Annotated in this window: 22 protein-coding genes; 15 read left to right on the forward strand and 7 right to left on the reverse strand. The window is 65.0% G+C overall.

Translation table 11 applies throughout. From position 1 onward, the window contains the following. Window positions 1-59: 59 nt before the first annotated feature. Both IYY11_RS09490 and nagZ read left to right on the forward strand, forming a co-directional pair. Window positions 60-1,388, forward strand: coding sequence for an SPOR domain-containing protein (locus IYY11_RS09490; protein WP_196403627.1), 1,329 nt, complete (start codon window positions 60-62; stop codon window positions 1,386-1,388). Between the two features lie 9 nt (window positions 1,389-1,397). Then, entirely contained in the window at window positions 1,398-2,405 is a 1,008-nt protein-coding gene (gene nagZ, locus IYY11_RS09495; RefSeq protein WP_196403628.1) for a beta-N-acetylhexosaminidase, read from the forward strand. Window positions 2,406-2,420: 15 nt separating this feature from the next. On the opposite strand, the gene IYY11_RS09500 is transcribed toward nagZ, so the two are convergent. Next, on the reverse strand, window positions 2,421-2,783 hold the full coding sequence (locus IYY11_RS09500; RefSeq protein ID WP_196403629.1) for a DUF86 domain-containing protein: 363 nt from the start codon (window positions 2,781-2,783) through the stop codon (window positions 2,421-2,423). Beyond that, window positions 2,783-3,253 carry a nucleotidyltransferase domain-containing protein gene (locus IYY11_RS23465; protein WP_312029717.1) on the reverse strand — a complete coding sequence of 157 codons (471 nt, stop codon included), beginning with the start codon at window positions 3,251-3,253 and terminating at the stop codon, window positions 2,783-2,785. Before IYY11_RS23465 ends, IYY11_RS09500 begins: the two co-directional genes overlap by 1 nt. On the opposite strand from IYY11_RS23465, the gene IYY11_RS09510 reads away from it, so the two are divergent. The 6 genes from IYY11_RS09510 (at window position 3,252) to serS (ending at window position 8,501) form a co-directional block, all read left to right on the forward strand. Continuing rightward, window positions 3,252-4,055, forward strand: a complete 804-nt coding sequence (locus IYY11_RS09510) for a segregation and condensation protein A (RefSeq protein WP_196403631.1) — start codon at window positions 3,252-3,254, stop codon at window positions 4,053-4,055. The genes IYY11_RS23465 and IYY11_RS09510 overlap by 2 nt on opposite strands. A gap of 23 nt (window positions 4,056-4,078) precedes the next feature. Then, complete coding sequence (gene scpB / locus IYY11_RS09515; RefSeq protein ID WP_196403632.1) at window positions 4,079-4,822, forward strand: SMC-Scp complex subunit ScpB; 744 nt, start codon at window positions 4,079-4,081, stop codon at window positions 4,820-4,822. Window positions 4,823-5,152: 330 nt separating this feature from the next. Then, entirely contained in the window at window positions 5,153-5,389 is a 237-nt protein-coding gene (locus IYY11_RS09520) for a twin-arginine translocase TatA/TatE family subunit (RefSeq protein ID WP_018408165.1), read from the forward strand. A 153-nt stretch (window positions 5,390-5,542) separates the two neighbouring features. Next, window positions 5,543-6,079 (forward strand): preprotein translocase subunit TatA, encoded by a 537-nt coding sequence (locus IYY11_RS09525; protein ID WP_196403633.1) that lies wholly within the window; start codon window positions 5,543-5,545, stop codon window positions 6,077-6,079. Continuing rightward, complete coding sequence (tatC, locus tag IYY11_RS09530; RefSeq protein WP_196403634.1) at window positions 6,076-6,870, forward strand: twin-arginine translocase subunit TatC; 795 nt, start codon at window positions 6,076-6,078, stop codon at window positions 6,868-6,870. Before IYY11_RS09525 ends, tatC begins: the two co-directional genes overlap by 4 nt. Window positions 6,871-7,079: 209 nt before the next feature. Next, a complete protein-coding gene (serS, locus tag IYY11_RS09535; RefSeq protein WP_196403678.1) occupies window positions 7,080-8,501 on the forward strand; it encodes a serine--tRNA ligase in 1,422 nt (473 codons plus the stop codon). On the opposite strand, the gene IYY11_RS09540 is transcribed toward serS, so the two are convergent. Then, a complete protein-coding gene (locus IYY11_RS09540; RefSeq protein WP_196403635.1) occupies window positions 8,439-8,948 on the reverse strand; it encodes an SH3 domain-containing protein in 510 nt (169 codons plus the stop codon). The two genes, serS and IYY11_RS09540, sit on opposite strands and share 63 nt — an antisense overlap. 237 nt (window positions 8,949-9,185) lie before the next feature. On the opposite strand from IYY11_RS09540, the gene surE reads away from it, so the two are divergent. The 4 genes from surE to IYY11_RS09560 all read left to right on the forward strand — a co-directional run bounded on the left by surE (window position 9,186) and on the right by IYY11_RS09560 (window position 12,574). Beyond that, window positions 9,186-9,959, forward strand: a complete 774-nt coding sequence (gene surE / locus IYY11_RS09545) for a 5'/3'-nucleotidase SurE (RefSeq protein ID WP_196403636.1) — start codon at window positions 9,186-9,188, stop codon at window positions 9,957-9,959. After that, window positions 9,956-10,645 carry a protein-L-isoaspartate O-methyltransferase gene (locus IYY11_RS09550; RefSeq protein ID WP_196403637.1) on the forward strand — a complete coding sequence of 230 codons (690 nt, stop codon included), beginning with the start codon at window positions 9,956-9,958 and terminating at the stop codon, window positions 10,643-10,645. The genes surE and IYY11_RS09550 overlap by 4 nt, the downstream gene beginning before the upstream one ends. Window positions 10,646-10,759: 114 nt before the next feature. Next, window positions 10,760-12,121 (forward strand): peptidoglycan DD-metalloendopeptidase family protein, encoded by a 1,362-nt coding sequence (locus IYY11_RS09555; protein ID WP_196403638.1) that lies wholly within the window; start codon window positions 10,760-10,762, stop codon window positions 12,119-12,121. Between the two features lie 159 nt (window positions 12,122-12,280). Beyond that, window positions 12,281-12,574, forward strand: a complete 294-nt coding sequence (locus IYY11_RS09560) for a hypothetical protein (RefSeq protein ID WP_196403639.1) — start codon at window positions 12,281-12,283, stop codon at window positions 12,572-12,574. Here the strand turns inward: IYY11_RS09560 and zapE are convergent. Further along, entirely contained in the window at window positions 12,549-13,700 is a 1,152-nt protein-coding gene (zapE, locus tag IYY11_RS09565; RefSeq protein ID WP_196403640.1) for a cell division protein ZapE, read from the reverse strand. The genes IYY11_RS09560 and zapE overlap by 26 nt on opposite strands. After that, the gene (locus IYY11_RS09570) at window positions 13,697-14,194 is read right to left on the reverse strand and encodes a GNAT family N-acetyltransferase (protein ID WP_196403641.1); all 498 of its coding nucleotides are present in this window, start codon (window positions 14,192-14,194) and stop codon (window positions 13,697-13,699) included. The genes zapE and IYY11_RS09570 overlap by 4 nt, the downstream gene beginning before the upstream one ends. Window positions 14,195-14,304: 110 nt before the next feature. Between IYY11_RS09570 and IYY11_RS09575 the strand changes: the two genes are divergently transcribed. Next, entirely contained in the window at window positions 14,305-14,880 is a 576-nt protein-coding gene (locus IYY11_RS09575) for a GNAT family N-acetyltransferase (RefSeq protein ID WP_196403642.1), read from the forward strand. On the opposite strand, the gene IYY11_RS09580 is transcribed toward IYY11_RS09575, so the two are convergent. After that, window positions 14,866-15,267, reverse strand: coding sequence for an NUDIX domain-containing protein (locus tag IYY11_RS09580; RefSeq protein WP_196403643.1), 402 nt, complete (start codon window positions 15,265-15,267; stop codon window positions 14,866-14,868). The two genes, IYY11_RS09575 and IYY11_RS09580, sit on opposite strands and share 15 nt — an antisense overlap. A gap of 206 nt (window positions 15,268-15,473) precedes the next feature. On the opposite strand from IYY11_RS09580, the gene IYY11_RS09585 reads away from it, so the two are divergent. Then, window positions 15,474-16,355, forward strand: a complete 882-nt coding sequence (locus IYY11_RS09585) for a metallophosphoesterase (protein WP_196403644.1) — start codon at window positions 15,474-15,476, stop codon at window positions 16,353-16,355. 3 nt (window positions 16,356-16,358) lie between these two features. Here the strand turns inward: IYY11_RS09585 and IYY11_RS09590 are convergent, their stop codons facing one another. Next, window positions 16,359-17,096, reverse strand: coding sequence for a hypothetical protein (locus IYY11_RS09590; RefSeq protein WP_196403645.1), 738 nt, complete (start codon window positions 17,094-17,096; stop codon window positions 16,359-16,361). A 217-nt stretch (window positions 17,097-17,313) separates the two neighbouring features. On the opposite strand from IYY11_RS09590, the gene IYY11_RS09595 reads away from it, so the two are divergent. Then, window positions 17,314-22,785: a GH36-type glycosyl hydrolase domain-containing protein gene (locus tag IYY11_RS09595; RefSeq protein WP_196403646.1), complete on the forward strand. Its 5,472-nt coding sequence runs from the start codon at window positions 17,314-17,316 to the stop codon at window positions 22,783-22,785. The last annotated feature ends 20 nt before the right edge of the window (window positions 22,786-22,805 follow it).

The raw sequence follows: 22,805 nt of genomic DNA on the forward strand, positions 1-22,805 counted from the left end.
CAGGCGTCGGACGCGCTATCATTTTGCTTCGCGCCCCCCAGGAATCAACGAGGTGCATTATGCGCGAGACATCGGTTAGAGGCCCGGCGATCGATCTCGGCGAATTCGAGCGGCGGCTGCGTGGGCCCGAACGCGCCCCGCAAGTCGAAGATCCGCTCAGCGAACTCGCGCGGCTGGTCCAAGGACAGGACCACGTCGCCGCTGATCCCTACAGCCAAATTCTCGCGGAGGCGCGTGACGCTCGGGTTCAATCCGCCGAACTGCGCGGTTCCTATGACGCCGCGCCGCCAGTGGCCGCTGAGCCGCCCTATTATCCAGAGCCGTCGATGGAGCAGCCTCTGGAGCCCGCCTATCCGGTGGATCCCGACTATCGCGATCTCCCGCCGGGCTATAGCGCCCAGCAGGCCGGATACGACCCCGCCCATTACGGCGCAGAGGCCGGTTGGAGCGATGATTCGCAATATCTCGATTATGGCCAGAGCGATGAAGACTATGAGGATCCCCACGGCGGGTGGCGCTCCTGGTTCCGGCCCTGGCACGCCGTCGTCGCGATATCTCTCGTCGCCGTTCTGAGCATCGGCTTCGCTTTCTGGCATCGGAGCGGCTCGAATGGCTCACGCGAAATTGCGACCATCGTCGCGCCGGAAGGACCGGTGAAGGTCAAGCCAAGCGTCGAGGCCGAAACGACGACGCCAGACGCCAGCGCCGCTGTCGTTCTGGACCGTAGGGAGCAGGCGCCGGTTCAAAAGCTTGTCACCAATCAGGAACAGGCGGTGGATCCTTCGGTCACGCCGAGCGCGGCGCTGCTCGGCGACGGACCTGTCAACCTGCCGCATGAGCCTCCGGCTTCCGCCACGGCTGCGCCAAAGAAGGTCAAAACCGTCACGGTGCGGCCGGACGGCAGCCGGGTGGAAGATGGCGCTCTGCCGCCTGCCGTCGCCATGGCGAGCCGGCCCGCGGAGACAGCGGCGCATACAGCCGTGGCCGGCGCCATCGGCGCCGCGACCGCGACGCCGCCGACGCAGGCGAAACCAACGGCGACGCCCCCGCGAATCGCCAAGCCGAAACCTGTGGCGCCGAAAGTGGCCGCAGTGGAAGAGTCTGCGCCAGATGCAGATACCGGTCAGTCGGCGCCTCCGAGCAAAGGCGGCTTCGCCGTGCAGTTTGGCGCAGCCGACAGCGAGGCCGACGCCCGCGAATTGCTGAAAACGGTCGTCAGCAAATATCGCTCACAGCTTGGCGGCCTGAAGCCGACCTTCAAAATGGCGACCGTGAATGACAAAACCGTCTATCGCGTGCGCGTCGGGGCGGTGAGCAAGGAGTCCGCGAACGCGATCTGCAGCAAGGTGAAGGCGACCGGCGGCTCCTGCTTCGTCGCGGGCAACTGACGAGACGACATGCGCGCCTTCATCTGTGGATTGAAAGGCTTCACGCTCGAGGCCGACGAGCGCGCGTTCCTGCGCGACGCCGCGCCCTGGGGCGTGATCCTCTTTCGCCGCAATGTCGACGCGCCCGAGCAGATCGCGCGGCTGACCGCCGAAATCCGGGACGCGCTCGGCCGCTATGCGCCTGTTCTAGTCGATCAGGAGGGCGGCCGCGTGCAGCGTCTGGGTCCGCCGCACTGGCGGGCCTATCCGGCCGCCGCGCGCTTTGAGCTGGCGGCCGCCAACGCCGCGCAAGCCGAGCGTTTGGCTTGGCTCGGCGCGCGGCTCATCGCCCATGAGCTGCGACAGGTCGGAATCGACGTCGACTGCCTGCCGGTGCTCGATGCGCCGGCGGAGGATTCCCACAGCATCATCGGCGATCGCGCCTATAGCCGCGATCCGGCGCGCGTCGCCGCGATCGGCCGCGCCGCCGCCGAAGGGTTGATGGCGGGCGGCGTCGCGCCGGTGATGAAGCACATTCCCGGCCATGGGCGCGCCCGCGCCGACAGCCATTTAGAGCTGCCGGTGGTGGGGGTGTGTCGCGAGGACTTGGAGCTTATTGATTTTGCGCCGTTCAAGGCGAACGCCGATCTGCCGATGGCGATGAGCGCCCATGTCGTCTATACGGCGATCGATCCGACCGCGCCCGGCACGCTGTCGAAGGCGGTGATCTGCGACGTCGTCCGCGGCCATATTGGCTTCGACGGTCTTTTGATGACCGACGATCTGTCGATGAAGGCGCTGACGGGGAGCTTTCGCGAACGCGCCGAGCGCGCGATTGCGGCGGGCTGCGATATTGTACTGCATTGCAACGGCGACCTTGCGGAAGCGTGGCCGGTCGCCGAAGGCGCGCCGCCGCTTGAGGGCGCGGCGCTCGCGCGCGCCGAAAAGGCGCTGGAATGCGTGCGGCGGCCCGTCGAACCCTTTGATGCCGCGGAGGCGACGCGCGAGTTCGACGCGGCGATGCGAGCAGTGGCGTGAATATGCCCGATGGCTTCAGTCGCTGAGGCCGCTATCACGTAAGGCGCGCAATTCGTCACGACAGGCTTGTTCCAGCAGGCCAAGATCAATCCGCGCCAATTTCCATATGATGGGGGCGGCGACGCTCTCATAATCGTGACGCAGCACATTGCCGATGCCGGCCACCTTTTTCCAAGGAATTTCGGGATGCCGAGTTTTGATGTCATCAGAGAGGTGACGGCTGGCCTCCGAAACGATCTCAAGTCCGCGCTCCACCACCCACTGACTTTGCCAATCCGTCTCGTAAGCCTCGAGCGATAGGTCCGCCATTACGGTTTGCACGCGCTCAATCGCTTCGATTATGTCCAGCAGACGGAGAGCAGCCGAGCGCGGGTTCATTAAAAGACGCGAAGCGCCGTCGCCTCAATCTGCGGCCTTAGGCGCTTATGCAGGCTGTCGCGCGTCATGATGTCAACGCGGCCGCCGAGGATTCGAGCCGCAAACTCCTTCACGTCCATCAATTCAAAGAGGCCGAAGCGGCCTATTTCATAGTCGAAAAACAGATCGACATCAGAAGTTTCTCTCGCGCGGTCTTGGGCGGTCGAACCAAACATATACAAACTCTTGACGCCAAGCTTTTGCAAATCGGCTTGGCGTTTCCGCAATCGATCCACCGCGTCGTCACGTTTCATACGCGGACCATAGCAGCTTGCTGCCGCGTCCTCTATGGGAGGCTTTCCCGCTCTCCTGTGGACCGGCGCTGCCAAAGCGCCGGCAGCGCTTGCGATAGCGGGCCATCGGGGCCACTCTCGCGCCGAAGCGCTCGGCCATGCCGATTCGCGTGAGGAAACAGGCGCAAAGCCCCGCATGGCCCAGGAATTGACCTTCGAGCTGGACGAGCCCCGCAATGGCGAAGAGGCCTTTCTCGTCGACGTCGACGGATTCGAAGGGCCGCTCGATTTGCTGCTCGAGCTTGCGCGCCGGCAGAAGGTCGACCTCGCCCGCATCTCGATTCTCGCGCTCGCCGAGCAATATCTCGCCTTCATCGAGGCGGCGCGGCGCGTGCGCCTCGAACTCGCCGCCGACTATCTGGTGATGGCGGCCTGGCTCGCCTTTTTGAAGTCGCGGCTGCTGTTGCCGGAGGCGCCAAAGGGTGACGAACCATCGGCATCCGATCTCGCCGCCGCCCTCGCTGAGCGCCTGCGCCGGCTGGAGCTCATTCGGCGCGCCGCCGACAGGCTCACCGAGCGCGCCCGGCTGGGGCGCGATATGTTTCTGCGCGGCGGCCCGGAAGGCGTAGAGACGATCTCCCATCCCAAATTTCAGGCGAGCCTCTACGATCTTCTCTCGGCTTACGCCCGGCAGCGCCAGAAGACGGCGACGTCGCGGGTGGTGATGCGGCAGCGCGCGGTCTGGTCTTTGGCCGAGGCGCGCGAAGCCCTCGAACGGCTGGTCGGCGTCGCGACGGAATGGACCGTGCTCGACGATTTTTTGCTGCATTACTGTGTCGACATGCAGACGGCGCGCACGGTGCGCGCCTCGGCCTTCACTGCTTCGCTCGAGATGGTGCGGGAGGGACGTTTCGACATCCGTCAGGATAGGCACTTCGCCCCGCTTTGGGTGCGGCGGCGGGCGCCTGAGGAAGCGGAAGAGACTGCGGGCGCGTCTTAGCCCCGAACTCAGGAGGACGCGTGGTGGCGCAGGCTGCGGAGAAGATCGAACTTTTTGACGTGAACAGCGACGACGAGCTTGCGCGTCACGAGGCTCGGCTGCGCGAAGCGGAGCGCATCATCGAGGCGCTGCTCTTCGCCTGCGCCGAACCGCTCGACGAAGCCGAAATGGCGCGCCGTATCGAAGAGGGCGTCGAACTCGAGCGCGTCCTTGAGCGGCTGCGCGCCCATTATACGGGTCGCGGCGTCAACCTCACCCGCGTCGGCAAGAAGTGGTTTTTCCGCACCGCCGCCGACCTCAACTGGATTCTCGCCCGCGAGCAGGTTGAGGAGAAGAAGCTCTCCCGCGCCGCGCTGGAGACGCTCGCGATCATCGCCTATCACCAGCCGACGACTCGCGCCGAGATTGAAGAGATTCGCGGCGTCGCCATCTCCAAGGGCACGCTCGACGTGCTGCTCGACACCGGCTGGATCAGGCTGCGCGGTCGCCGCAAGGCGCCGGGCAGGCCGATCACCTATGGCACGACCGACGCCTTCCTGATGCATTTCGGGCTTGAGCAGATCGGCGATCTGCCGGGGCTCGACGAACTCAAGGGCGCTGGGCTGTTCGACGGCCGGCTGCCGAAGGGCTTCGGCGTGCCGCAGCCCTCTGACGACGCCGCGTTGCGCGAGGATGAAGAGCCGCTTGAAGACGACGCGCCGGAACTGCTCGAAATGGAGTTCCCGGACGAGCCCGAGGCGCCAGAAGAGCTGGACGAGGAGCTCTGACCAAAGCCGAGTGAACGCTGGGCGCTTGCGCATCCCTCCCCTTTACGGGGAGGGTGGCCCCGCGAAGCGGGGCCGGGTGGGGGAAGATTTCCTCGAAGGTCGCAAACACCCCCACCCGGCGGTCTTCGACCGCCGACCTCCCCGCAAAGGGGGAGGTATTCGCGCGAAACACCGGATATGGTTGTTCACCGGACCGCCCTGCCTTCCGATCGCGAGAGCGACTCACGGCGCCGGCATTTGCGTTCACCATCCTTGTTTTTAAGGCGACGGGCGCATAGTTTCCCGGCAAACGCCGGTCGTCCCGGTTTCTCGTTAGGAAGGATGCGCGCCATGGGCGGTCTGTCGATCTGGCACTGGATCATTGTCGGCGCGGTCGTCTTCATTCTCTTCGGCGGCAAGTTCAAGATTTCCGACGTGATGGGCGACATGGCCAAGGGCATCAAAGCCTTCAAGAAGGGCATGTCGGAAGACGATGTCGCGGCCGATGACGCAAAAAAGCCGCTCGAAGGCCAGGCCAGCGAGCGCCGCGCGCTGGAGAGCGACAAGGCGGACAGCAAGAAGGTCTAGCGTCGACCCCTCCCCTTGAGGGGGAGGGTCGCGCGGAAAGCGCGGGGTGGGTGAAAGAAGCCCTGAACCTCGCCATCGTCACCCCACCCCGAAGCGCTCCACGCTTCGACCCGCCCCATCAAGGGGAGGGAGCAGGGCGCCCGAGCAACACGCATGTTCGATCTCGAACCCGGCAAGCTTATCGTCATCGCCATCGTCGCGCTTATTGCGATTCCCTCGAAGGACTTGCCGCGCGTTTTGCGTTCGCTTGGGCAGTTCACTGCGAAAATGCGCCGCATGGCGGCGGAGTTTCAAGGACAATTCATGGAGGCCATGCGCGAGGCCGATCTCGATGATTTGCGCAAGGAGGTCGGCGAGATGAGGGACGCCGTAAAAGAGAGCGTGAAGCTCGACGGCGCTTTCGATCCGATGGCCGAAGCGCGCAAGCAGATCACCGGCGCGATCAGAGGCGACGCAGAGCGGTCGCCTGCGCAACCACCTCATCCTGAGGAGCCGCCCGCAAGTCGGGTTCACCCGACTTGCGCATCAAATGTCGATCTCGGGCAGGCCCAAGATCGAGGCGGCGTCTCGAAGGATGAAGACGCGCCAACCACATCCTTCGAGACGCGGCCTTCGGCCGCTCCTCAGGATGAGGATTCTGGTCTTCCTGCAGGCGAGCAGGCCGATTCGCCGAAGAAGGCCGCCACATGAACGACGCCGACGAAGCCGAAATCGAGGCCAGCAAGGCGCCGCTCATTGAACATCTGATGGAATTGCGCGAGCGCCTGATCAAGGCGCTGCTCGCCTTTCTCGCGACGTTCGTGCTCTCCTTCTTCTTCGCCAAGGATATCTACAATCTGCTTCTCATTCCCTACACGCAGGTCGCCGGCCCCGAGGCGCGGCTGATCTACACCGCGCCGCAGGAATATTTCTTCACCCAGATCAAAGTCGCGCTGTTTATGGCGGCGTTTTTGTCCTGCCCGATCGTGCTGTCACAGATCTACGCCTTCGTCGCGCCGGGGCTCTACAAGCACGAGCGCACGGCCTTCCGGCCCTATCTTTTCGCGACGCCGATCTTCTTCGCCTTCGGCGCGCTCGTCGTCTATTTTCTGGTGATGCCCAATCTGCTGCGTTTCTTCATGGGGATGCAGCAGGCGAATGAGCCGGGCAAGGCGCAGATCGAACTGCTGCCGCGCGTCTCCGAATATCTTTCGCTGATCATGACGCTCGTGCTCGCCTTCGGCATCGTGTTTCAGCTGCCGGTGGTTTTGACGCTGCTGGGTCAGGTCGGCATCGTCACGTCGGAGTTTCTCAAAGAGAAGCGGCGTTACGCCGTCGTGCTCGTCTTCATCGTCGCGGCGGTTTTGACGCCGCCGGACGTATTCTCGCAGCTCGCGCTCGCTGTGCCGGGCGTGCTGCTCTACGAAGCGTCGATTTACGCCGTGCGCATGATCGAGAAGAAGCGGGCCGCCGCCCAAGCGGCGGCGAGCGGCGGATCGTAAGCGACATCTCGCCGCTTGACCCCTTCTTCCGCCTGCGGGAGAAGGTGGCGCAATGAGGCTCCCCGCGTCATGCCCGCGCTTGTCGCGGGCATCCACGTGGTTCGGGTCGCTTGCACTTACTTGTTTGCCGCAATGTCTTGGCGTGGATGGCCGGGACAAGCCCGGCCATGACGGCCTCATATCGCTTCATTCAACACTGCTCGAGCATCATGTACGACATCAAATGGATTCGCGAGAACGCTGAAATTTTCGATTCGGGCCGCGCGCGGCGCGGGCTGGAGCCTCTGTCGACGCAGCTTCTCGCCTTTGACGATGCGCGCCGCGCGGCGATCGGCGAATTGCAGCGCGCGCAGGAGCGGCGCAATGCGGCTTCGAAAGAGATCGGGGCGGCGATGAAGGCGGGCGACAGCGCCAAAGCCGAAGCGCTCAAAGCTGAAGTCGCGCAGATCAAGGAGAACTGGCCGGCGCTGGAAGAGGCGGAGCGATACGCCATCGCCCAACTCGACGCTGCGCTCGCCGCCATTCCCAACACGCCGCTCGATGAAGTCCCCGACGGCGCCGACGAGAATGACAATGTCGAAGTCGCGCGCTGGGGCGAGCCGCGCGTGTTCGATTTCACGCCGAAAGAGCATTTCGAAATCGGCGAAGGCCTCGGGCTGATGGATTTCGAAACGGCGGCGAAAATCTCCGGCGCGCGTTTTGTTGTGAACAAAGGCGCACTGGCGCGCTTGGAGCGCGCGCTGGCGCAATTCATGCTCGATCTGCATACGAATGAGCATGGCTATATGGAGGTGAGCCCGCCGCTGCTCGTGCGCGACGACGCGATGTTCGGCACGGCGCAATTACCGAAGTTTCGTGAGGATCAGTTTCCCGCGGGAGCAAAAATCGACCCCGTTCATTTCACTTCTCCTGCCGATGCAGAGAGAGCCGAAAAAGCGGGCGAGGTGCGTGAACCGACCGACGAAGAACGTCGAATGATGGGGCCGCCTCCATACGGGCATTTGATTCTGAAAGTGCGAGAAAAGCCTCAGCTTTGGCTCATCCCCACCGCCGAAGTGCCGCTCACCAATCTCGTGCGCGAGTCGATCCTCGACGAAGCGCAACTTCCCATGCGCATGACCGCCGGCACTTATTGCTTCCGCGCTGAAGCCGGCGCCGCCGGCAAGGACACGCGCGGCATGATCCGCCAGCATCAGTTCTACAAGGTCGAACTCGTGTCGATCACGACGCCGGAAGATTCGCTCGAAGAACATGAGCGGATGACAGGCTGCGCCGAGAAGGTCTTGCAGCTTCTGGAGCTGCCCTATCGCAAGGTCGTGCTCTGCACCGGCGACATGGGCTTCGCGAGCCAAAAAACCTACGACCTCGAAGTCTGGCTGCCGGGGCAGGGGAGATATCGCGAGATTTCCTCATGCTCGGTCTGCGGCGACTTTCAGGCGCGGCGCATGAACGCCCGTTATAGACCCGCTGACGGGAAGCCGCGCTTCGTCCATACGCTGAACGGTTCCGGCGTCGCGGTCGGCCGCGCCATGGTCGCGGTCTTGGAGAACTATCAGCAGGCCAACGGCTCAGTCGACGTTCCCCCCGTCCTTCAGCCTTACATGGGCGGGCTCACGCGCATCCCGAGCTGAACGCCGTCGGTGGACGCAGCGCCCGCGTTTCGCGGGCTCTTCGCAGTAGGGCTCGGGCGACGTCCCAAAAAACGGCGTCCAGCCATAGCCGTAATCGGCGCGCGGCGCATAGCCGTCGCTGAGCAGGCCAGGCGCTGCGACAGGCAGCACCACGGGAACGGCCAGAAATCCCAATAGGCCAGAGCCGGGCGCGGTCGGCGGCGCGCCGGGGATGACCAGCGGCGCCGGGACATAACCCATGGTTCCGCCATATTGCACTTGGCACCAGCGGCCGCAGCCCAGGACATTGAAGGGAATATTCGCCGCCATGGTCGTGACCGGCCTCGCATCCGAACTCGGGCTCACGCGCAGCGGCATCACCGCCGCCACATAGGCCTCAAAAGCGGCGGCGCAGCCGGGCGCGGCGCTCATCGCCGCCGCGAGCAAAAGCGCAAGTCGTGAACGCATCAAAATTCCCCCGGAGAATGAGGCTGCAACTCGAGGGCGATCGGGTGAGGAAAAATACACGAAAGCGGGTTTCCTCGTCCTTCGAGACGGCCTCTCCGAGGCCTCCTCAGGATGAAGAAACCCTTCACCCGATCGCCCTGCGGGCAATTTGGGCCATTGTGGACGTTCGGCGTCGAATCGTCCAAACAATCCTGGGCTTCGTCGGATCGCCCCAGGCGCGAGCGGAACCGCCAAAACATGCGCATTCTCATCACCAATGACGACGGCATTCACGCGCGCGGCCTCGCCATCGCGGAGGCGATCGCGCGCGCATTCACCGACGATATTTTCGTCATCGCGCCGGAATTCGAGCAATCGGGCGTTTCGCATTCGCTTTCGCTCAACGACCCGCTGCGGTTGCGCGAGATTTCGCCGCGCCACTTCGCGCTCAAGGGAACGCCGACCGATTGCGTCATCATGGGCCTGCGCAAGCTGATGCTCGATCATCCGCCCGATCTTCTCATGTCCGGCGTCAACTGCGGGCAGAACGTCGCCGAGGACGTCTCCTATTCCGGCACCATCGCCGGGGCGATGGAGGGCACGATTCTCGGCGTTCCGTCGATTGCGCTCTCCCAGGTCTATGATTTTTTTGCAGACCGCCGGACGATCCACTGGGAATGCGCGGCGACGCACGGCGTCGATGTCGTGCGCCGCCTGCTCGCTGCGGGCATCCCGAAGAATGTGTTGATGAATGTGAATTTTCCGCATTGTGCGCCCCAGGACGTCGCGGGCGTCGCGATTACGATGCAGGGCCGGCGCAGCAGCGACATCATGCGGATCGAGGATCGCAAGGACGGCCGCGGCAATCCCTATCACTGGATCACTTTCCAGCGCGGCGACTTCAAGCCGGGGCAGGGCACCGATTTGCTGGCGCTCGAAGAAAAGAAAATCTCGATCACCCCGCTGCAGCTGGATTTTACCGATCACCCGACGGTGACGCGCCTCGCGGCGGCGTTTGAGGGCAGGGAATGACCGAGGAGGCCGGCGCGCGCCAGGCCAGCCAACAATTCGAGGAGCGCGCCGCGCTGCTGCTGACCTTGCGTCAGGCGGGCCTGCGCGATCTTTCGGTCTTGCGCGCGATCGAGGCGACCCCGCGGGAGGCGTTCGCGCCCTACCGCTTTCGCGATCTCGCGAATCGCAATCTCTCGCTGCCGATCGGCTGCGGGCAGACCATGTCGCGTCCGGTCGAACTCGCCAGACGGCTCGAGGCGCTCAAGATCGGCCGCGGCCATCGGGTGCTGGAGATCGGGGCGGGGTCGGGCTATGGCGCGGCGGCGCTTGCGCAGCTCGCGAACGAGGTCATAAGCCTCGAGCGGTTCGAGACGCTCGCGATCGAAGCCTCGCGCCGCTTGACGGCCCACGGCGCTGCAAACGCCAAGGCGATTTTCGCCGACGGCCTGGATCCGCCTCGCGAGCTTGGACGCTTCGATAGAATCATCGTCCAGGCCTCGGTCGGCGCCGCGCCTGCAGCGCTCATCCAGATGCTTACGCCGGGCGGCGCGCTGCTTTTCGCCCGCAGAGAGCACGCGCCGGCCGGCGCGCGGGCGAAGGAACGATTGATTAAGCTTGATCGCAATGAGGACGGCGAGCTGCGGGAGACCGATCTTGGCCCGTGTCGCCTGGGGCCGGCGATCCCCGGACGGGCGCAGGCGCTCTAAACATCATGCTGAAAATTTCAGCCGCGCGCGCTTTGCGTTCATCTTAAACGCCTCCTTAACCGCCGCGCTGTTACCCATAAATCCGTTCAATGTTGCGTTCGGGTGGGTCGCGTCATGGTTATCAAGCATCACATTGCTTATTCACGCGCCGCAGTGCGGTTCCTGGCGGCCGTTGGCGTCGCCGCCCTTGTCGCCGGCTGCTCCGACGCATCCCGTTTCGGAGGCGATCCCTTCACCGATCCCTTCTCAGGCTCGGCCAAGACCGCCTCGCTCGGCGTCGATCGGGCGCCCGTTGGCGCCATCGCTGACGCGCCGGCGCAGAGAGCGCCGTCATCGGCGGTAGAATCTCGACCGCTACCGGCCCCCGGGGCCAGCGCGTCCGCTCCGAGCGGCAACGCTTCCATGGCGCGAACTGCGACGTCAGCGACGCAGCCGTCGCCGCGCGTTGCAGCCGCCGGCGCCGCAGGCCACTGGAGCGCCGAAGGCGGCACCCCGGTCGTTGTCGCCCAGGGCGAGACGGCGGCGTTGCTCTCCACCCGCTACGGCGTGCCCACCGACGCGCTGCTGCGCGCAAACGGCTTCAACGTCGCGTCCCAGGTGCAGCCGGGCTCTCGTCTGGTGATTCCGGTCTATCGCGCCGGCGGCGCGCCCGTTGTGGCCGCGCGCGTCCCCGCCGCTCCGGCCAAAGCTGCCGCCGCCCCAGCCGAGATCAAGCCGGTCGCCGCGAAGTCCGCAGCGCTGGCGAAGCCCTTGGCCGCCGCCAAGCCGGCGGAGCCGGCGAAGCCGCAGCGTAAGGCCGAAGCGGAACCGGCGCAGGCCAAGCCGGCTGAGAAGATGAAGGCCGTCGCCAAGGCCGCGCCGGAGAAGACAAAAGCGGAGGCGCGTATCGCCGCCGCAACGCCGGCGCGCGCCGTCAAAACCGAGCGGATCGCGCGCGGGCCGTCTCCCGAGTCGTCCGAAGCTGAGCCCAAGATCGCTGAAGCGCGCGGTAAGCAGGTTGTCGCCGAATCCCCGGCGGAAACGCCCAGCGCCCGCAAGGTCGATACGACCGCGACCGCCTCCATTCCCCCGGCGACGGACGCGAAAGCGGTGGCGTCCGACGAAAATCGGCCCGAGTTTCGCTGGCCCGCCCGCGGCCGCATCATTCAGGGCTTCACGTCGGGCGGTAATGACGGGATCAACATCGCGGTGCCGGAGGGAACGCAGGTCAAGGCGGCCGAAGGCGGCGTCGTCGCCTACGCCGGGAGTGAGCTCAAGGGCTACGGCAATCTCGTGCTCATTCGGCATCCCAACGGCTTCGTTTCGGCCTACGCCCACAATGGCGAACTCGACGTCAAGCGCGGCGATCAGGTCAAGCGCGGCCAGACGATCGCCAAATCCGGCCAATCGGGCAATGTCGGCTCGCCCCAGCTTCACTTCGAACTGCGCAAGGGTTCGACGCCCGTCGATCCTACGCGTTATCTGGCGGGGCTGTAGCCAAGACGCAAGGAACGCTCCGGCGTCCGCGAGACACGAAGGCGCTGGAGACTTCGGGGCGGCGGGTCCAAAGAAAGGCCCGCCGCTCTCGTCTTTTGCTGCCTAACCGTCGACCAAAATGCTATATGGCGCGGGTCATAACCTGAGGATCCCGCGCCAGTGAAGCATCGTCTCGCTTTCGTTTTCCTGCTTGCCGCCACGCCGGCTTTCGCGGTTGATCCAACCGGCGTCCCGCAGTGCGACGCGCTGCTTAAGCGCTATGAGGCCTGCTCGGGACAACTGTCGCCTTCTCAGGTCCATGCTGCGCAAAAAGAGCTGCTCGATGGCGCGGTCGGCATTCGCTCCGCGGCGACCGATCCCGCGAAACGGCCGGATCTCGAACGCTACTGCGCCGATCGGTTCGAGCTGATGAAGCGCGCGAGCGACATCAAGGACTGCATGTCGAAGCCATGAGCGCCGCGCGGGCGTCGATGTAATCTTTGCCCCGCATTTCCATCAGTCGAGACGCCGCGCGCTCGAATTCGCGCGCCTCGGCGCCAAAGCCCACGCAGTAGAGTTGGGAAGGCTCCGCCGCAGCGGAAACGACCAGGAGGACGCGAGCCTCGTAAAGGACATCGATCAGCGTGATGAAGCGGCGCGCTTCGTTCCGCTGTTCAGGCGCCATCGCTGGAACGTCTTCGACGATCACTGCGTCGAACCTCTCCGCGATCGCCATATAGTCCGCCGCCGACAGCGGTTGACCGCAGAGCGCCGCGAAGCTCAGACGCGCCACGCGGCCCGCCGTCTGTGGAATCTCGATGCGGCGTCGCTTGACCTCAATTGTCGTAGGCGTTTCCGCCGCGCCGCCCGCGAGCGTCGCATAGAGCGCGTCAATCGCGGATCTCGCGCAAGAGTCGGCGGGCGTAAAATAGACCTGCCCGAGATCTTCGCGCCGCTGCCGATAGTCATTCGGCGCTTCGAGACGCAGGATGTCCATTCGCTCCTGCAACATGGCGATAAAAGGCAGGAACAGATCGCGATTGCGGCCGCCTTCGTAAAGCCGCGAAGGCTCGACGTTGGACGTCGCGACAATAACGACCCCCGACGCGAGCAGCGACGAAAACAGCCGTGCGACGATTGAGGCGTCCGCGATATCGTGCACGGCGAACTCATCGAAGCAGAGCACACGGGTTTCCTGCGCGATTTGTTGCGCCACGCAGCTCACTGGATCGGAGTCGCTATAATGGGGCTTCTGACGCAGCCGATGCAGCCGATCGTGCACATCCGCCATGAAGGCGTGAAAATGTGCGCGCCGCTTCCTTTCGATCGGAAGCGCGCCGAAGAACAGGTTCATCAGAAAGGTTTTGCCGCGTCCGACCGATCCCCAAAGATAGAGGCCGCGCGCAGGCTGCGCCCGACCGCGAAACGTCGCAACGAGCGCATGCGCTAAACTGGCGCTTTTCGGCCTGCGGCCGGCGAGAGCGTCGGCAAGCGTTTGAAGCCGCTCGATCGCTGCGCGCTGCGACGCGTCGCGCTCCAGCGCGCCTTGCGCCACGAGCGCGTCGTATGTCTCTATGATGGTCTGCGCGCGCGACGTCATGCGCGCCGCATCCTGCCGCTGGCCTCAGCGAGCGCGCCGGGGCGGAGTTCGCAATAGAGCAGGCGCTCCGGGTCAACGGGACCGGGCATCGTGATTTTGCCCCGCGGCACAGGCGCGAATCCCAGCCGCGCATAATAGTCCTCGTCGCCGACGAGCAGGACGAGCCCATGTCCGGCGCTGCGCGCGGCGTCCAGCGAATATTTAACGAGCGTCTCGCCGACGCGCTGCTGACGAAACGCCGGCTCCACCGTCAGCGGTCCAAGCAGAAGCGCGGGCGTGGAGCCGACCAGGATGGGCGTCATGCGGTTTGCGCCGACAAGCAGCGTCCCGATCCGCGCGACGAAGGACAGCGAACGGTCCGGCTCGACGCCTTCGCGCAAGCGATAGGCCGTACGCGCATATCTGCCCGGACCGAACGCGCGTTCGTCGAGCTTTTCGAGATGCGCGTCGTCTGCGGCCGTCAGCGGCGCAAATTTTACGGCGAGATCGATCATGTTGTGGCTTGACCCTGGGCGCAGGCCATATCACGCGCCGTCTGCGCGGCAAAACCTCTCGTTGCGCCGCGGTATGACGTCATGCGACGCTAGGGGCGGAGAAGAGGCCAATGGCGGAGTATCGCTTGCGCCGCGCGCGCATTGAGGACGCCCGATCCATCGCCGAAATTCACGCCAAGGCCTGGCGGGAGACCTACCTCGGGGTGATGCGCGCGGAGGCGTTGGCGTCCATCGATCTCGACGATTGGACGCGGCGCTGGCGGGAGCGGATCGGCTCGAGCGAAGGCGCTCAGGCGGTGTTCATCGCCTGCGAGGGCGATGTTCCGGTGGGGTTCGCCCGCTGCAGTCGCCTGTCCAATTCAAGGCTCGTTCCGCTTGGCTTCGACGGCGAGATTGCGTCGATTTACCTGCTGCTGCGAGCCCAGCGCCGGGGACTGGGCAGGCGCCTGGTGGAGCGGCTCGCAGAGCATCTGATTTCCGCCGGCTGTGCGAGCGCCGCCGTTTGGGTCTTGCGCGACTCGCCGAAGGCGCGCGGCTTTTATGAAGCGCTGGGCGCGGCGCCTGTCGGCGTCGAGGGCGTGTGGGAGATTGAGGGCGTCGTCCTTCCCGACATCGCTTATGGCTGGCGCGACCTGAACGCCTTGTGCGCCGGAGCCGGCTCCGTCACGCATTCACCAATAAGGTGAGACAGGCGTGTTCTCCAGCGCCTCGGACAGCCGCGCGCGCGTCCCTGCGGTCGTAGCCGCTGGCAGAGCGTCGAGCGCGAAGAAACCGGCCTCGGCGATCTCGCGGTCAGGGGCGCGCGGCTCAGGGATGCGAAACGCGCGCGCGACGTAAAGCGCGACGTGGTCTCGCGTCGAGAACCGCCGATTGAAATACATGCCGAACAGTTCAGGCGGCGCATCGAGCAGGACATTCGCCTCCTCGCTCAGCTCGCGCTCGAGCGCCTCGACAAGCGTTTCGCCGTTTTCGACGCCGCCGCCCGGCAAGTAGAAGCCCTCCACATAGGTATGACGGACAAGCAGCACGCGGTTTCTTTCATCAACGACGAGGCCGCGCACGCCCAGGGTCATGGGACGCTGAAAGCGCGCCCCCAACGCGATGAGTCGCGACGCAAAGCGGGTGCGCCTCGATGGAGCCGCGTACGCTTCTTCAGGATTCGTCAAAACCGCCTCCGATCGCCCGAAACTATGGCAAATGACGTCCGAAAGCTCTAGTGTCGCTGACCCATTCCGATGAAGAAAGCGCCGCGCGCGCAACAGGCAGTTAGCGAGGATTCTTGAACTTCCGGCTCGCTCATCTTTCCGACGCGCATATCGGCCCAATTCCTCGGCCCAATCTCGCGGAGCTGCTTGGCAAGCGCGTCACGGGCTATGTGAACTGGCTTTATAAGCGCGGCGATCAGCACGATATGGGCGTGCTCGCCAAGATCGTCGCCGATATCAAGGCGCAGGCGCCCGACCATGTCGTCATGACCGGCGACATCGTCAACATCGGACTTCCCGGCGAAATCGCGCTCGCCAAAGACTGGCTCGCCTCTTTGGGCGCGCCGGGCGACGTGAGCTTCACGCCAGGAAATCACGACGCTTATGTGGCGAGCGTGACCGATCTGGTTCGCGAAGTTTTCGCGCCTTGGACGACGAGCGAGGGCGACGGCGCCGGTTTTCCCTATTTGCGCCGGCGCGGCGGCGTCGCGCTGATCGGTCTCGACACCGGCGTGCCGACGGCGCCTTTCGTCGCTTCCGGGCGGCTTGGGGCGACTCAGCTGGCGGCGCTCGCGGATCTGCTGGAACGCGCCAAGGCGGAAGGACTTGCGCGCGTTGTCTGTCTTCACCACCCGCCGCATGTCGGCGGCGCCAGGCGGCTGCGCGGGCTCGAAGATGCGGCGGCGTTCGAAAACGTCATCGCCCGTCATGGCGCTGAGCTCATTCTGCATGGGCATAATCACAAGCCGAGTCTGCATCGTCTGTCAGGGCCGAGCGCCGGGACGCCGGTCGTCGGCGTCGCGTCGGCTTCGGCCCGGCCCGGCGGGCACTACCCAGGCGCCGCCTATAATCTTTACCAGATCGAGCGCGAAGCTGACGGCGTCAGGATTTCGCTGCGCAGGCGTGGATTGAACGACGCTGGCGAGGTCGTTGAGCTCGAGTCCGTGCGGCTATGAAGCCTAGCCTGCGAAATAGGCGCGATAGATCCATGCCGCCAGGACCGCCAAGAGGCCGAAGAAAGCGGCCGCGCCAAAAAACTCGGCGATGAACGCGGCTGCGCGTGTGGTTTTTACGGAGAGAGAATTGTCGCTTTCGCGCGCGCTCGCCCTCTCGCGCGCGGCGGCGACCTTCACGCCAAGCGCCTGCGCCGCGCCGCCGCTCGCGTAATCGACCGCCAGCGCCTTTTCGCGCTCGATCAGGCGATGCGCGATGTAGCCGGTGATCGCTTCGACGAGGTCGTCGATGCTGTCGCTTTCGCGAAGCGTCACCCGGCCGTGGCGCGTATCCTGAAGAAAGCGATAGGTCCGCCTGTCGCGATCCATCTCGACGAAGCCGATCTGGTCGATGAACAGTCGCGGGCGCTCCGCGGGTGCAACGCCAACGTCGAAAATATCGCAATCGCGCGGCAGCTGCGCCAAAACCGGCGACAGAGCCTCGCCGAGCATCTCCAGCCGGGCGATTTCCGCGGCGCGCAAATCGGAAATGGCGGCGGAGCGCTCTGCGTTCTCGAGGCGCGCGCGGCGCAGCGCGCCGGACAGACTGGCCATACGCTCGTCAAGCGAACCCGCCGGGCCTTTGCGGGCGACGCGCTCGCGCTCGACAAGCAGCGATAGACGCTCGGCGGGCGTGGCGGCGGAGGCGTGCGGTTGGTCTGCGACGCGAGTGTCGGCTGGCGGCGCGGGCAGGGGCTCTTCCATGTCGTCCACTCGCTGAGGCCCTCGCTGCGCGGCCGGGGCATTAAAGCGTTGTGGACTATAGCGGCTCTCGGCGGCGCTGCGAAGCGCAAGCGCGACGAAGGGAGGCGGGAGTCGACTTTTTCTCCCGGCTCCGGCAAGGGATTCCATACGATCGCCGCTGATTCCGGCCATTAACGTTAAAAAACGCCGGATTCAACAAAAGGCGCGGAGGGAATCCATGGCCGTCAATCGCGGCGAATCGGACGTCAATAGCGCATTGTTCGAGCGCATCCTGATCGGCATGGGCTTTGCGGTCTTCGCGGCGCTGGAGGCGGCTGGCGGCGGCGAGCATGCGATCGTGGCCGGGTTTTTTGCCGGCGCGACGATTTTCGTGCTGCGCCGCTCCTCCGAAAGCGCGCGCCAGGCGGCCGATTTCGCCGTGGATTTCCTCGCAGTCGCGACATTTACGCTGCTGTGCGACCGCGCCGGCCTGTTGTGGCGAGCGCCGGAAACCTTCGCCGAACTGTTCCGGCTCTCGCCGGTCGGCGCGGCGACCGCCACCATTCTCTATCTCGCCGGAGTCGTCACGCTGAGAACGCGTTCGCGCATGGCGGTTCGCGCGGCCCTTTTCGTTTTGCCGCTGCAGTTCAGCCTGTTGATCGCTCTCGGCTCGCCGCCCGTCGCCCAGATCGGCGGCGCGCTGCTCCTTGGCCTCGACGTTCCGGAGGCCTTCAGAAAGATCGTCGGGCATACGCTGGTCCTGTTTCTGCTCAACGAATCGATTGTCGTCGGCATCCCCCTCGCGCTCGGTCGCTTTCTGCCCCGACAATGGCGTCCGCATAGCATTCTGCTCGCCTCGGCCTTCATCGCTTCGCTGACGCCTTACATCGCGACCTCGGTCTCCTATTTCGTCGCGCCTTATTTGCCCTATCCGGTGACGGCGGTGGTCGCGACGGTGGCCGCGGCGCTCGCGCAAGCAGGGTTATGGGGCCAAACCTACCTCGTGACCCAGGCGATGGCTGGCCTTTTGCGCGCGACGCCCTCCCTGCAGGTCGTGGTGTTCCACGATTGGCGGACCGGCGCCGAAAAGGGCGCCGTCTATGGCTTCGTGTTCATGGCGCTGCTGCTCGCGGTCGGACTGGTCGTGTCCTTTGCGCCCGCCGTCGCCGTCATTTCAGCCTCCGGCCCGATCGGCGGCGCGCTGATTGGCGCCGCGCTTTTTCCGCTCGCGCGGGCGATCGTGGAGAGCACCGATTCGACTCCGTCCTTCTTTGCGCGCGTCGAAGAGCTCTATCTGCATCCGTCCAACTACTTTCGCGGCGCGGTCGCCGGCGCGGCCGTTGGACTCGGCTTGATGATCTGGCTTCCCGCGATGAGCGGCGGCGAGCGGTTTCTGTTCGGCGCGCTTGCTGGCGCTCTCGCCTACGCCGGCGTCGATGCCGGCTTCGATTTCCATGCGCTCACCCAACAACGCCGCCAGCATTTGCGGAGCTGGCGCGTCTATCTGCTGGGAGCGGCGCTCGGCGGCGTCGTCGGCGGCGCCGTCGCCTGGTATCTCGACATGGGCCAGGTCGAGAACATCACCGCCAAATTCTTCGCCTACACGTCGCTCGACTATGGCGCGGACGGACGCCCGATCACCGAATATGTCATTCGACCGCTCTTCTCGAAGTGGGGCGCGACGGATCTCGGCAGGGTCGACGGCGGCGTGAGGCTGCTGTTCGACGAGTCGCTTTCGGGCGTCATCCAATGGGTGTTCGCCGCGCCGCTCTTTTCGATCAATCTTTTCTTCCTGACGGCGCTCGTTCAGCGCAGCCTGCAGCCGCTTCGCCAACTGGCGAGCTGGCAGGGCCTCGACATGCTCATCGAAAACGCCGTGCGCGTTTTGCGCTGGGGCCTGTGGATGGCGCCGGTGATCTATTCCTTCCTGAAAGCGTCGCCCGACCCCGCCTGGTACAATCAGGACGGGCTCATCCGCACCGGCGTTGCGAGCTGGATGAGCTACATCCTGCCGGACTCCGATTTTCGCGCCTGGAGTCTCGACATTTTCACGGCGCTTCTTGCCTATGACGCCCTGCGGGTGCTGATCTGGTTCGACCACATGGGCCTGCGCGTCGCGACGCTCGTCAATCTGTCCTTCGTCGGCGGCGACGTCGCCGATGAGAAAGCCGCGCGCTTCCTTGGAAAGGCGCAAACAAGCCGCGCGATCCCCGAAGGCATCCGGCGCTTTGGCACCTGGGCGCCGCTGCTGTTGCCCTTCTATATTCCGCGCGGCGCCGAATGGGACAAGGCGTGGAGCGCCGCCGAGCAGATGTCGCAGACGCGGCCGCCGTCCTACGCCTATCTGGTCAGCGGATATCTGATCTACGCCGGCGTTGTCGCCTTAGGCCTTGTGCTCTTCCTTCTCGGACGGCTTGCGCGCGCGCAGAAAGTGACGATTGAAGGCATTACCGGCGCTGGCGGCGTGCCCGGCTCGCGGCCGCTGAAACTGACCAATGGGCTGATGACCAGCGAGTGGTTTCAGGACGGGCAGGGGGCGATGCGCATCGAAGGCGTGGCGCGTGGCGGCCCGCCGATCGACCTGACGCGCCGCCCGGACGATCACGCCCACCCGCGCGGACGCTTCCTTTTTCTGCGTGAAGACGGCGGCGAGCTGTGGTCGATCGGCGAGGCGCCGACGCGTTGCAGAGCCACTCAGGCGTCGCTCACCGACGCCGGCGAGAACTGCCTGTTCTTTATGGCGGAGCGCAACGGATTCGCCATCGAAGCGCGCGTCTCGCTCGCCGCCGACGAAGCGGTCGAGATCACTCGACTGAAGATCGTCAATCTCGAGCAGCGCCATCGTAAATTGATGCTGGCGTCGCTGCGTGAGTGGGTGCTCAACGAGACCGGCGTCGAGCTTCGCGACGCCGCGTACAACGCGATTCACATCGGCACTTGGTACGTCCGCTCGCTGAACGCCATTTTCGCTCAGAACCGTTTGCTGAAGGGCGGGGCGCGGCGCCAATCGGATCGCCGTCTGTCCCCGGAGATCGGCTTTCACGCCATCGGCGCGGGCGCAGACGCGAAGATCTCCATCATCGGCTACGAGGACGTGAAGTCGCATTTCTACGGAATGGGATCGACCTATGCGCCTGACAGCCTGCTTGGACTGGCGGCGCCGCGTGATCCGAAAGACGAAGGTCTGCTCTATGGCTTCGAGCCCTGCGCCAGTCTGCGCGTCGAAGTCGAACTCGCGGCCGCCGGCGCGACGGAACTGATCATCGTTGACGGATGGGCGCGCGACATGGGCCGTGCGACGGATTCCATTGCACGGCATCTGGGGATCGCCCCCGTTGCGCCTGAGACGCTGAACAAGGCGTTGTCGCGCCGCCGCGGGCTCATTCTGCCGCCCCCGCCCAAGAAGCCGCGCTACGCCTTTTCTCAAGACGGCCGGAGCGTCGCGCTTGCGCCCGGAACGCCGCGTCCTTTCGGCCATGTCATCGCCAACGCTTTCGGACAGGGCGCCGTGCTCACGAATGACGGCGAAATTTTTTCCTTCCACGGCAATTCGCGCTTAAACAGCTTCACGCCGTTTCGCATGGGCGAGGGGCGCATGGCGCCGGCCGGGCAGAGGATCTACGTCTATGATCTCGCCCGCACTGACGCGCATAGTCCGACATTCGTTCCGCTGCGCCGTCGCGACGCCGAATATCAGGTGACGTTTTCGCCGGGCGCTGCGGTTTTTCGCGCCGAGCGCGATCATCTCGAGCTCGAGATGACCGTATTCGTCAGCCCCACGCAGCCGATCGAGTTCAAGATCCTGAAGATCCGCAACAAGACGGACCATGAGCGTCTGCTGCAGATCACGCCGTCAATGGAAATCGTCTTGGCGGAAACGCCGAACGAAAGTCTCGGCGTTTTGGAATCGATCATCGACGAAAATGTGCATTCGATCTACTTCCGCAATCCTCGCAATAATTTCGTGCAGGGCTGGGCCTTTGTGACGACATCGATACCGGCGGAATTCGCCGAGACGTCGCGTCGCCGCTTCCTGGGGCATGAGAGCCGCGACCCTTACCTGCCTTACATGGTCGAGCACGGCCATCCGGACGCGGGCGCGCCCGCGCACGAACGGAAAGTCGCCGCGTTCAGCGGCGCGATCGACGTGCCGGCGGGAGAAGAAGCGGTCGTCGTGGTGGCGCTCGGACAGACGACGACGATCGAAGACGCGAAGCGGCTCGCCGATTATGCGCGCGATCCCGACCACGCCTATGCCGAACTCGCGGCGAATGCGCGCGCATGGGACGACCAGTTGTCCGTGTTGCGCATCAAGACCAATCGTCCCGAGTTCGACCGCCTCGTCAACGACTGGCTGCCCTATCAATTGCTCGCCGCGCGCCTCTGGGGACGCACGGGTCCTTCACAGCGTTCCGGCGCCACTGGCTATCGCGACCAGCTGCAGGACGTCATACCCCTCATCCATCTCGCGCCGGAGCGCGCCCGCGCTCAAATTCTGCTGCACGCCGCGCATCAATATATCGAGGGCGACGCCTGCAAATGGTGGCATCGCGCGCCCAACGGCGGGACGGGCCTCGCAGACCGCACGCATGCGTCGGATCCGCACTTGTGGTTGCCGTATGTGACGGTTCGCTATGTCCGCGGGAGTGGAGACTACGCCATCCTCGACGAAGTCGAGACCTTCCTCGAAGCCAGTCCTGTCCCGAAGGATCAGGAGGGCGAAGCCACCGTGCCGCTGACGTCGCGCGACAAGGATACGCTGCTCGGCCACTGCGCGCGCGGCATCGACTGGACGCTCGACCGTTTCGGGGCGCATGGCCTGCCGCTGATGGGATCGGGCGACTGGGACGACGGGATGAATCTCGTGGGCGACGAAGGCCGCGGCGAGAGCGTTTGGCTCGGCTTCTTCCTGCATGGCATCCTCCTCGACATCGCGCCGCTGTTCGAGGCGAAGGGCGACGCCGACCGCGCCGAGCGTTATCGCGAACGCGCCGAAAAGCTTCGGACCGCGCTTGAGAACTGCTGGCGCGGCGACCGCTACATCCGCGCCTACGCCGATGATGGCGAGGAACTCGCGCCGATGAGCGCGATGACGTCCTCCTGGCCGACTCTGGCGCGCGCCGTCGACGCCGCGCGTGGACGCGAGGCGATCGAGAACGCCTTGGCCGTTCTCGGTCTCGGCGATCGCGTGTTGCTCGTCCATCCGCCTTTCGACGAACACTCGCAGCCCTATCCCGGGCGCAGCGCCGAATATCCGCCAGGCGTGCGGGAAAACGGCGGCCAATATTCGCATGGCGTTTCCTGGTTCGTCGACGCGCTGGCGAAGCTCGCCGCCCAGGCGCAACAGGACGGCGACTCGCGCGCCGCCGACGAGCTGTTTCGCAGAGCGTTCGAGACGTGGATCGCGATCTCGCCGATCTCCAAGCTCGCGTCGCCGGCCGCCGCGGACATTTATGGGTTGCCGCCGCATCAGCAGCCGGCCGACGTCTATAATGGCGAGGGCTACGAAGGGCGCGGCGGGTGGAGCTGGTACACCGGCGCGGCGGCCCGCATGTTGTCGGCCGCCTATGCGCTGCTTGGCCTCGAATTCGAGAACGGCGAGTTGCAGCTGCGCCCGGACGCCTTCCAACCCAAGGGCGAACTGCGGCTGGAGCGCGTCGACTACCTTGGAAAGACGTTCGAAGCGGAGAAACGTCGCCGCGTTTGGTAGCGCGGCGAGGAGGCGTGAGG

The sequence above is a fragment of the Methylocystis sp. H62 genome (assembly GCF_015709515.1).
In the GTDB taxonomy this organism is placed as follows: domain Bacteria; phylum Pseudomonadota; class Alphaproteobacteria; order Rhizobiales; family Beijerinckiaceae; genus Methylocystis.

What these genes read in the sequence shown, in the direction of transcription:
- IYY11_RS09520 (WP_018408165.1), top strand. Translation starts at nt 5,153, where the DNA reads ATGGGCGGTCTGTCGATCTGGCACTGGATCATTGTCGGCGCGGTCGTC.
- IYY11_RS09580 (WP_196403643.1), bottom strand. Translation starts at nt 15,267, where the DNA reads ATGACCCTGGGCGTGCGCGGCCTCGTCGTTGATGAAAGAAACCGCGTG.
- zapE (WP_196403640.1), bottom strand. Translation starts at nt 13,700, where the DNA reads ATGACGTCGCGCGCGCAGACCATCATAGAGACATACGACGCGCTCGTG.
- tatC (WP_196403634.1), top strand. Translation starts at nt 6,076, where the DNA reads ATGAACGACGCCGACGAAGCCGAAATCGAGGCCAGCAAGGCGCCGCTC.
- serS (WP_196403678.1), top strand. Translation starts at nt 7,080, where the DNA reads ATGTACGACATCAAATGGATTCGCGAGAACGCTGAAATTTTCGATTCG.
- IYY11_RS09500 (WP_196403629.1), bottom strand. Translation starts at nt 2,783, where the DNA reads ATGAACCCGCGCTCGGCTGCTCTCCGTCTGCTGGACATAATCGAAGCG.
- IYY11_RS09540 (WP_196403635.1), bottom strand. Translation starts at nt 8,948, where the DNA reads ATGCGTTCACGACTTGCGCTTTTGCTCGCGGCGGCGATGAGCGCCGCG.
- IYY11_RS09595 (WP_196403646.1), top strand. Translation starts at nt 17,314, where the DNA reads ATGGCCGTCAATCGCGGCGAATCGGACGTCAATAGCGCATTGTTCGAG.
- IYY11_RS09510 (WP_196403631.1), top strand. Translation starts at nt 3,252, where the DNA reads ATGGCCCAGGAATTGACCTTCGAGCTGGACGAGCCCCGCAATGGCGAA.
- IYY11_RS09525 (WP_196403633.1), top strand. Translation starts at nt 5,543, where the DNA reads ATGTTCGATCTCGAACCCGGCAAGCTTATCGTCATCGCCATCGTCGCG.
- IYY11_RS09570 (WP_196403641.1), bottom strand. Translation starts at nt 14,194, where the DNA reads ATGATCGATCTCGCCGTAAAATTTGCGCCGCTGACGGCCGCAGACGAC.
- IYY11_RS09590 (WP_196403645.1), bottom strand. Translation starts at nt 17,096, where the DNA reads ATGGAAGAGCCCCTGCCCGCGCCGCCAGCCGACACTCGCGTCGCAGAC.
- IYY11_RS09555 (WP_196403638.1), top strand. Translation starts at nt 10,760, where the DNA reads ATGGTTATCAAGCATCACATTGCTTATTCACGCGCCGCAGTGCGGTTC.
- IYY11_RS23465 (WP_312029717.1), bottom strand. Translation starts at nt 3,253, where the DNA reads ATGCGGGGCTTTGCGCCTGTTTCCTCACGCGAATCGGCATGGCCGAGC.
- IYY11_RS09550 (WP_196403637.1), top strand. Translation starts at nt 9,956, where the DNA reads ATGACCGAGGAGGCCGGCGCGCGCCAGGCCAGCCAACAATTCGAGGAG.
- IYY11_RS09575 (WP_196403642.1), top strand. Translation starts at nt 14,305, where the DNA reads ATGGCGGAGTATCGCTTGCGCCGCGCGCGCATTGAGGACGCCCGATCC.
- surE (WP_196403636.1), top strand. Translation starts at nt 9,186, where the DNA reads ATGCGCATTCTCATCACCAATGACGACGGCATTCACGCGCGCGGCCTC.
- IYY11_RS09490 (WP_196403627.1), top strand. Translation starts at nt 60, where the DNA reads ATGCGCGAGACATCGGTTAGAGGCCCGGCGATCGATCTCGGCGAATTC.
- nagZ (WP_196403628.1), top strand. Translation starts at nt 1,398, where the DNA reads ATGCGCGCCTTCATCTGTGGATTGAAAGGCTTCACGCTCGAGGCCGAC.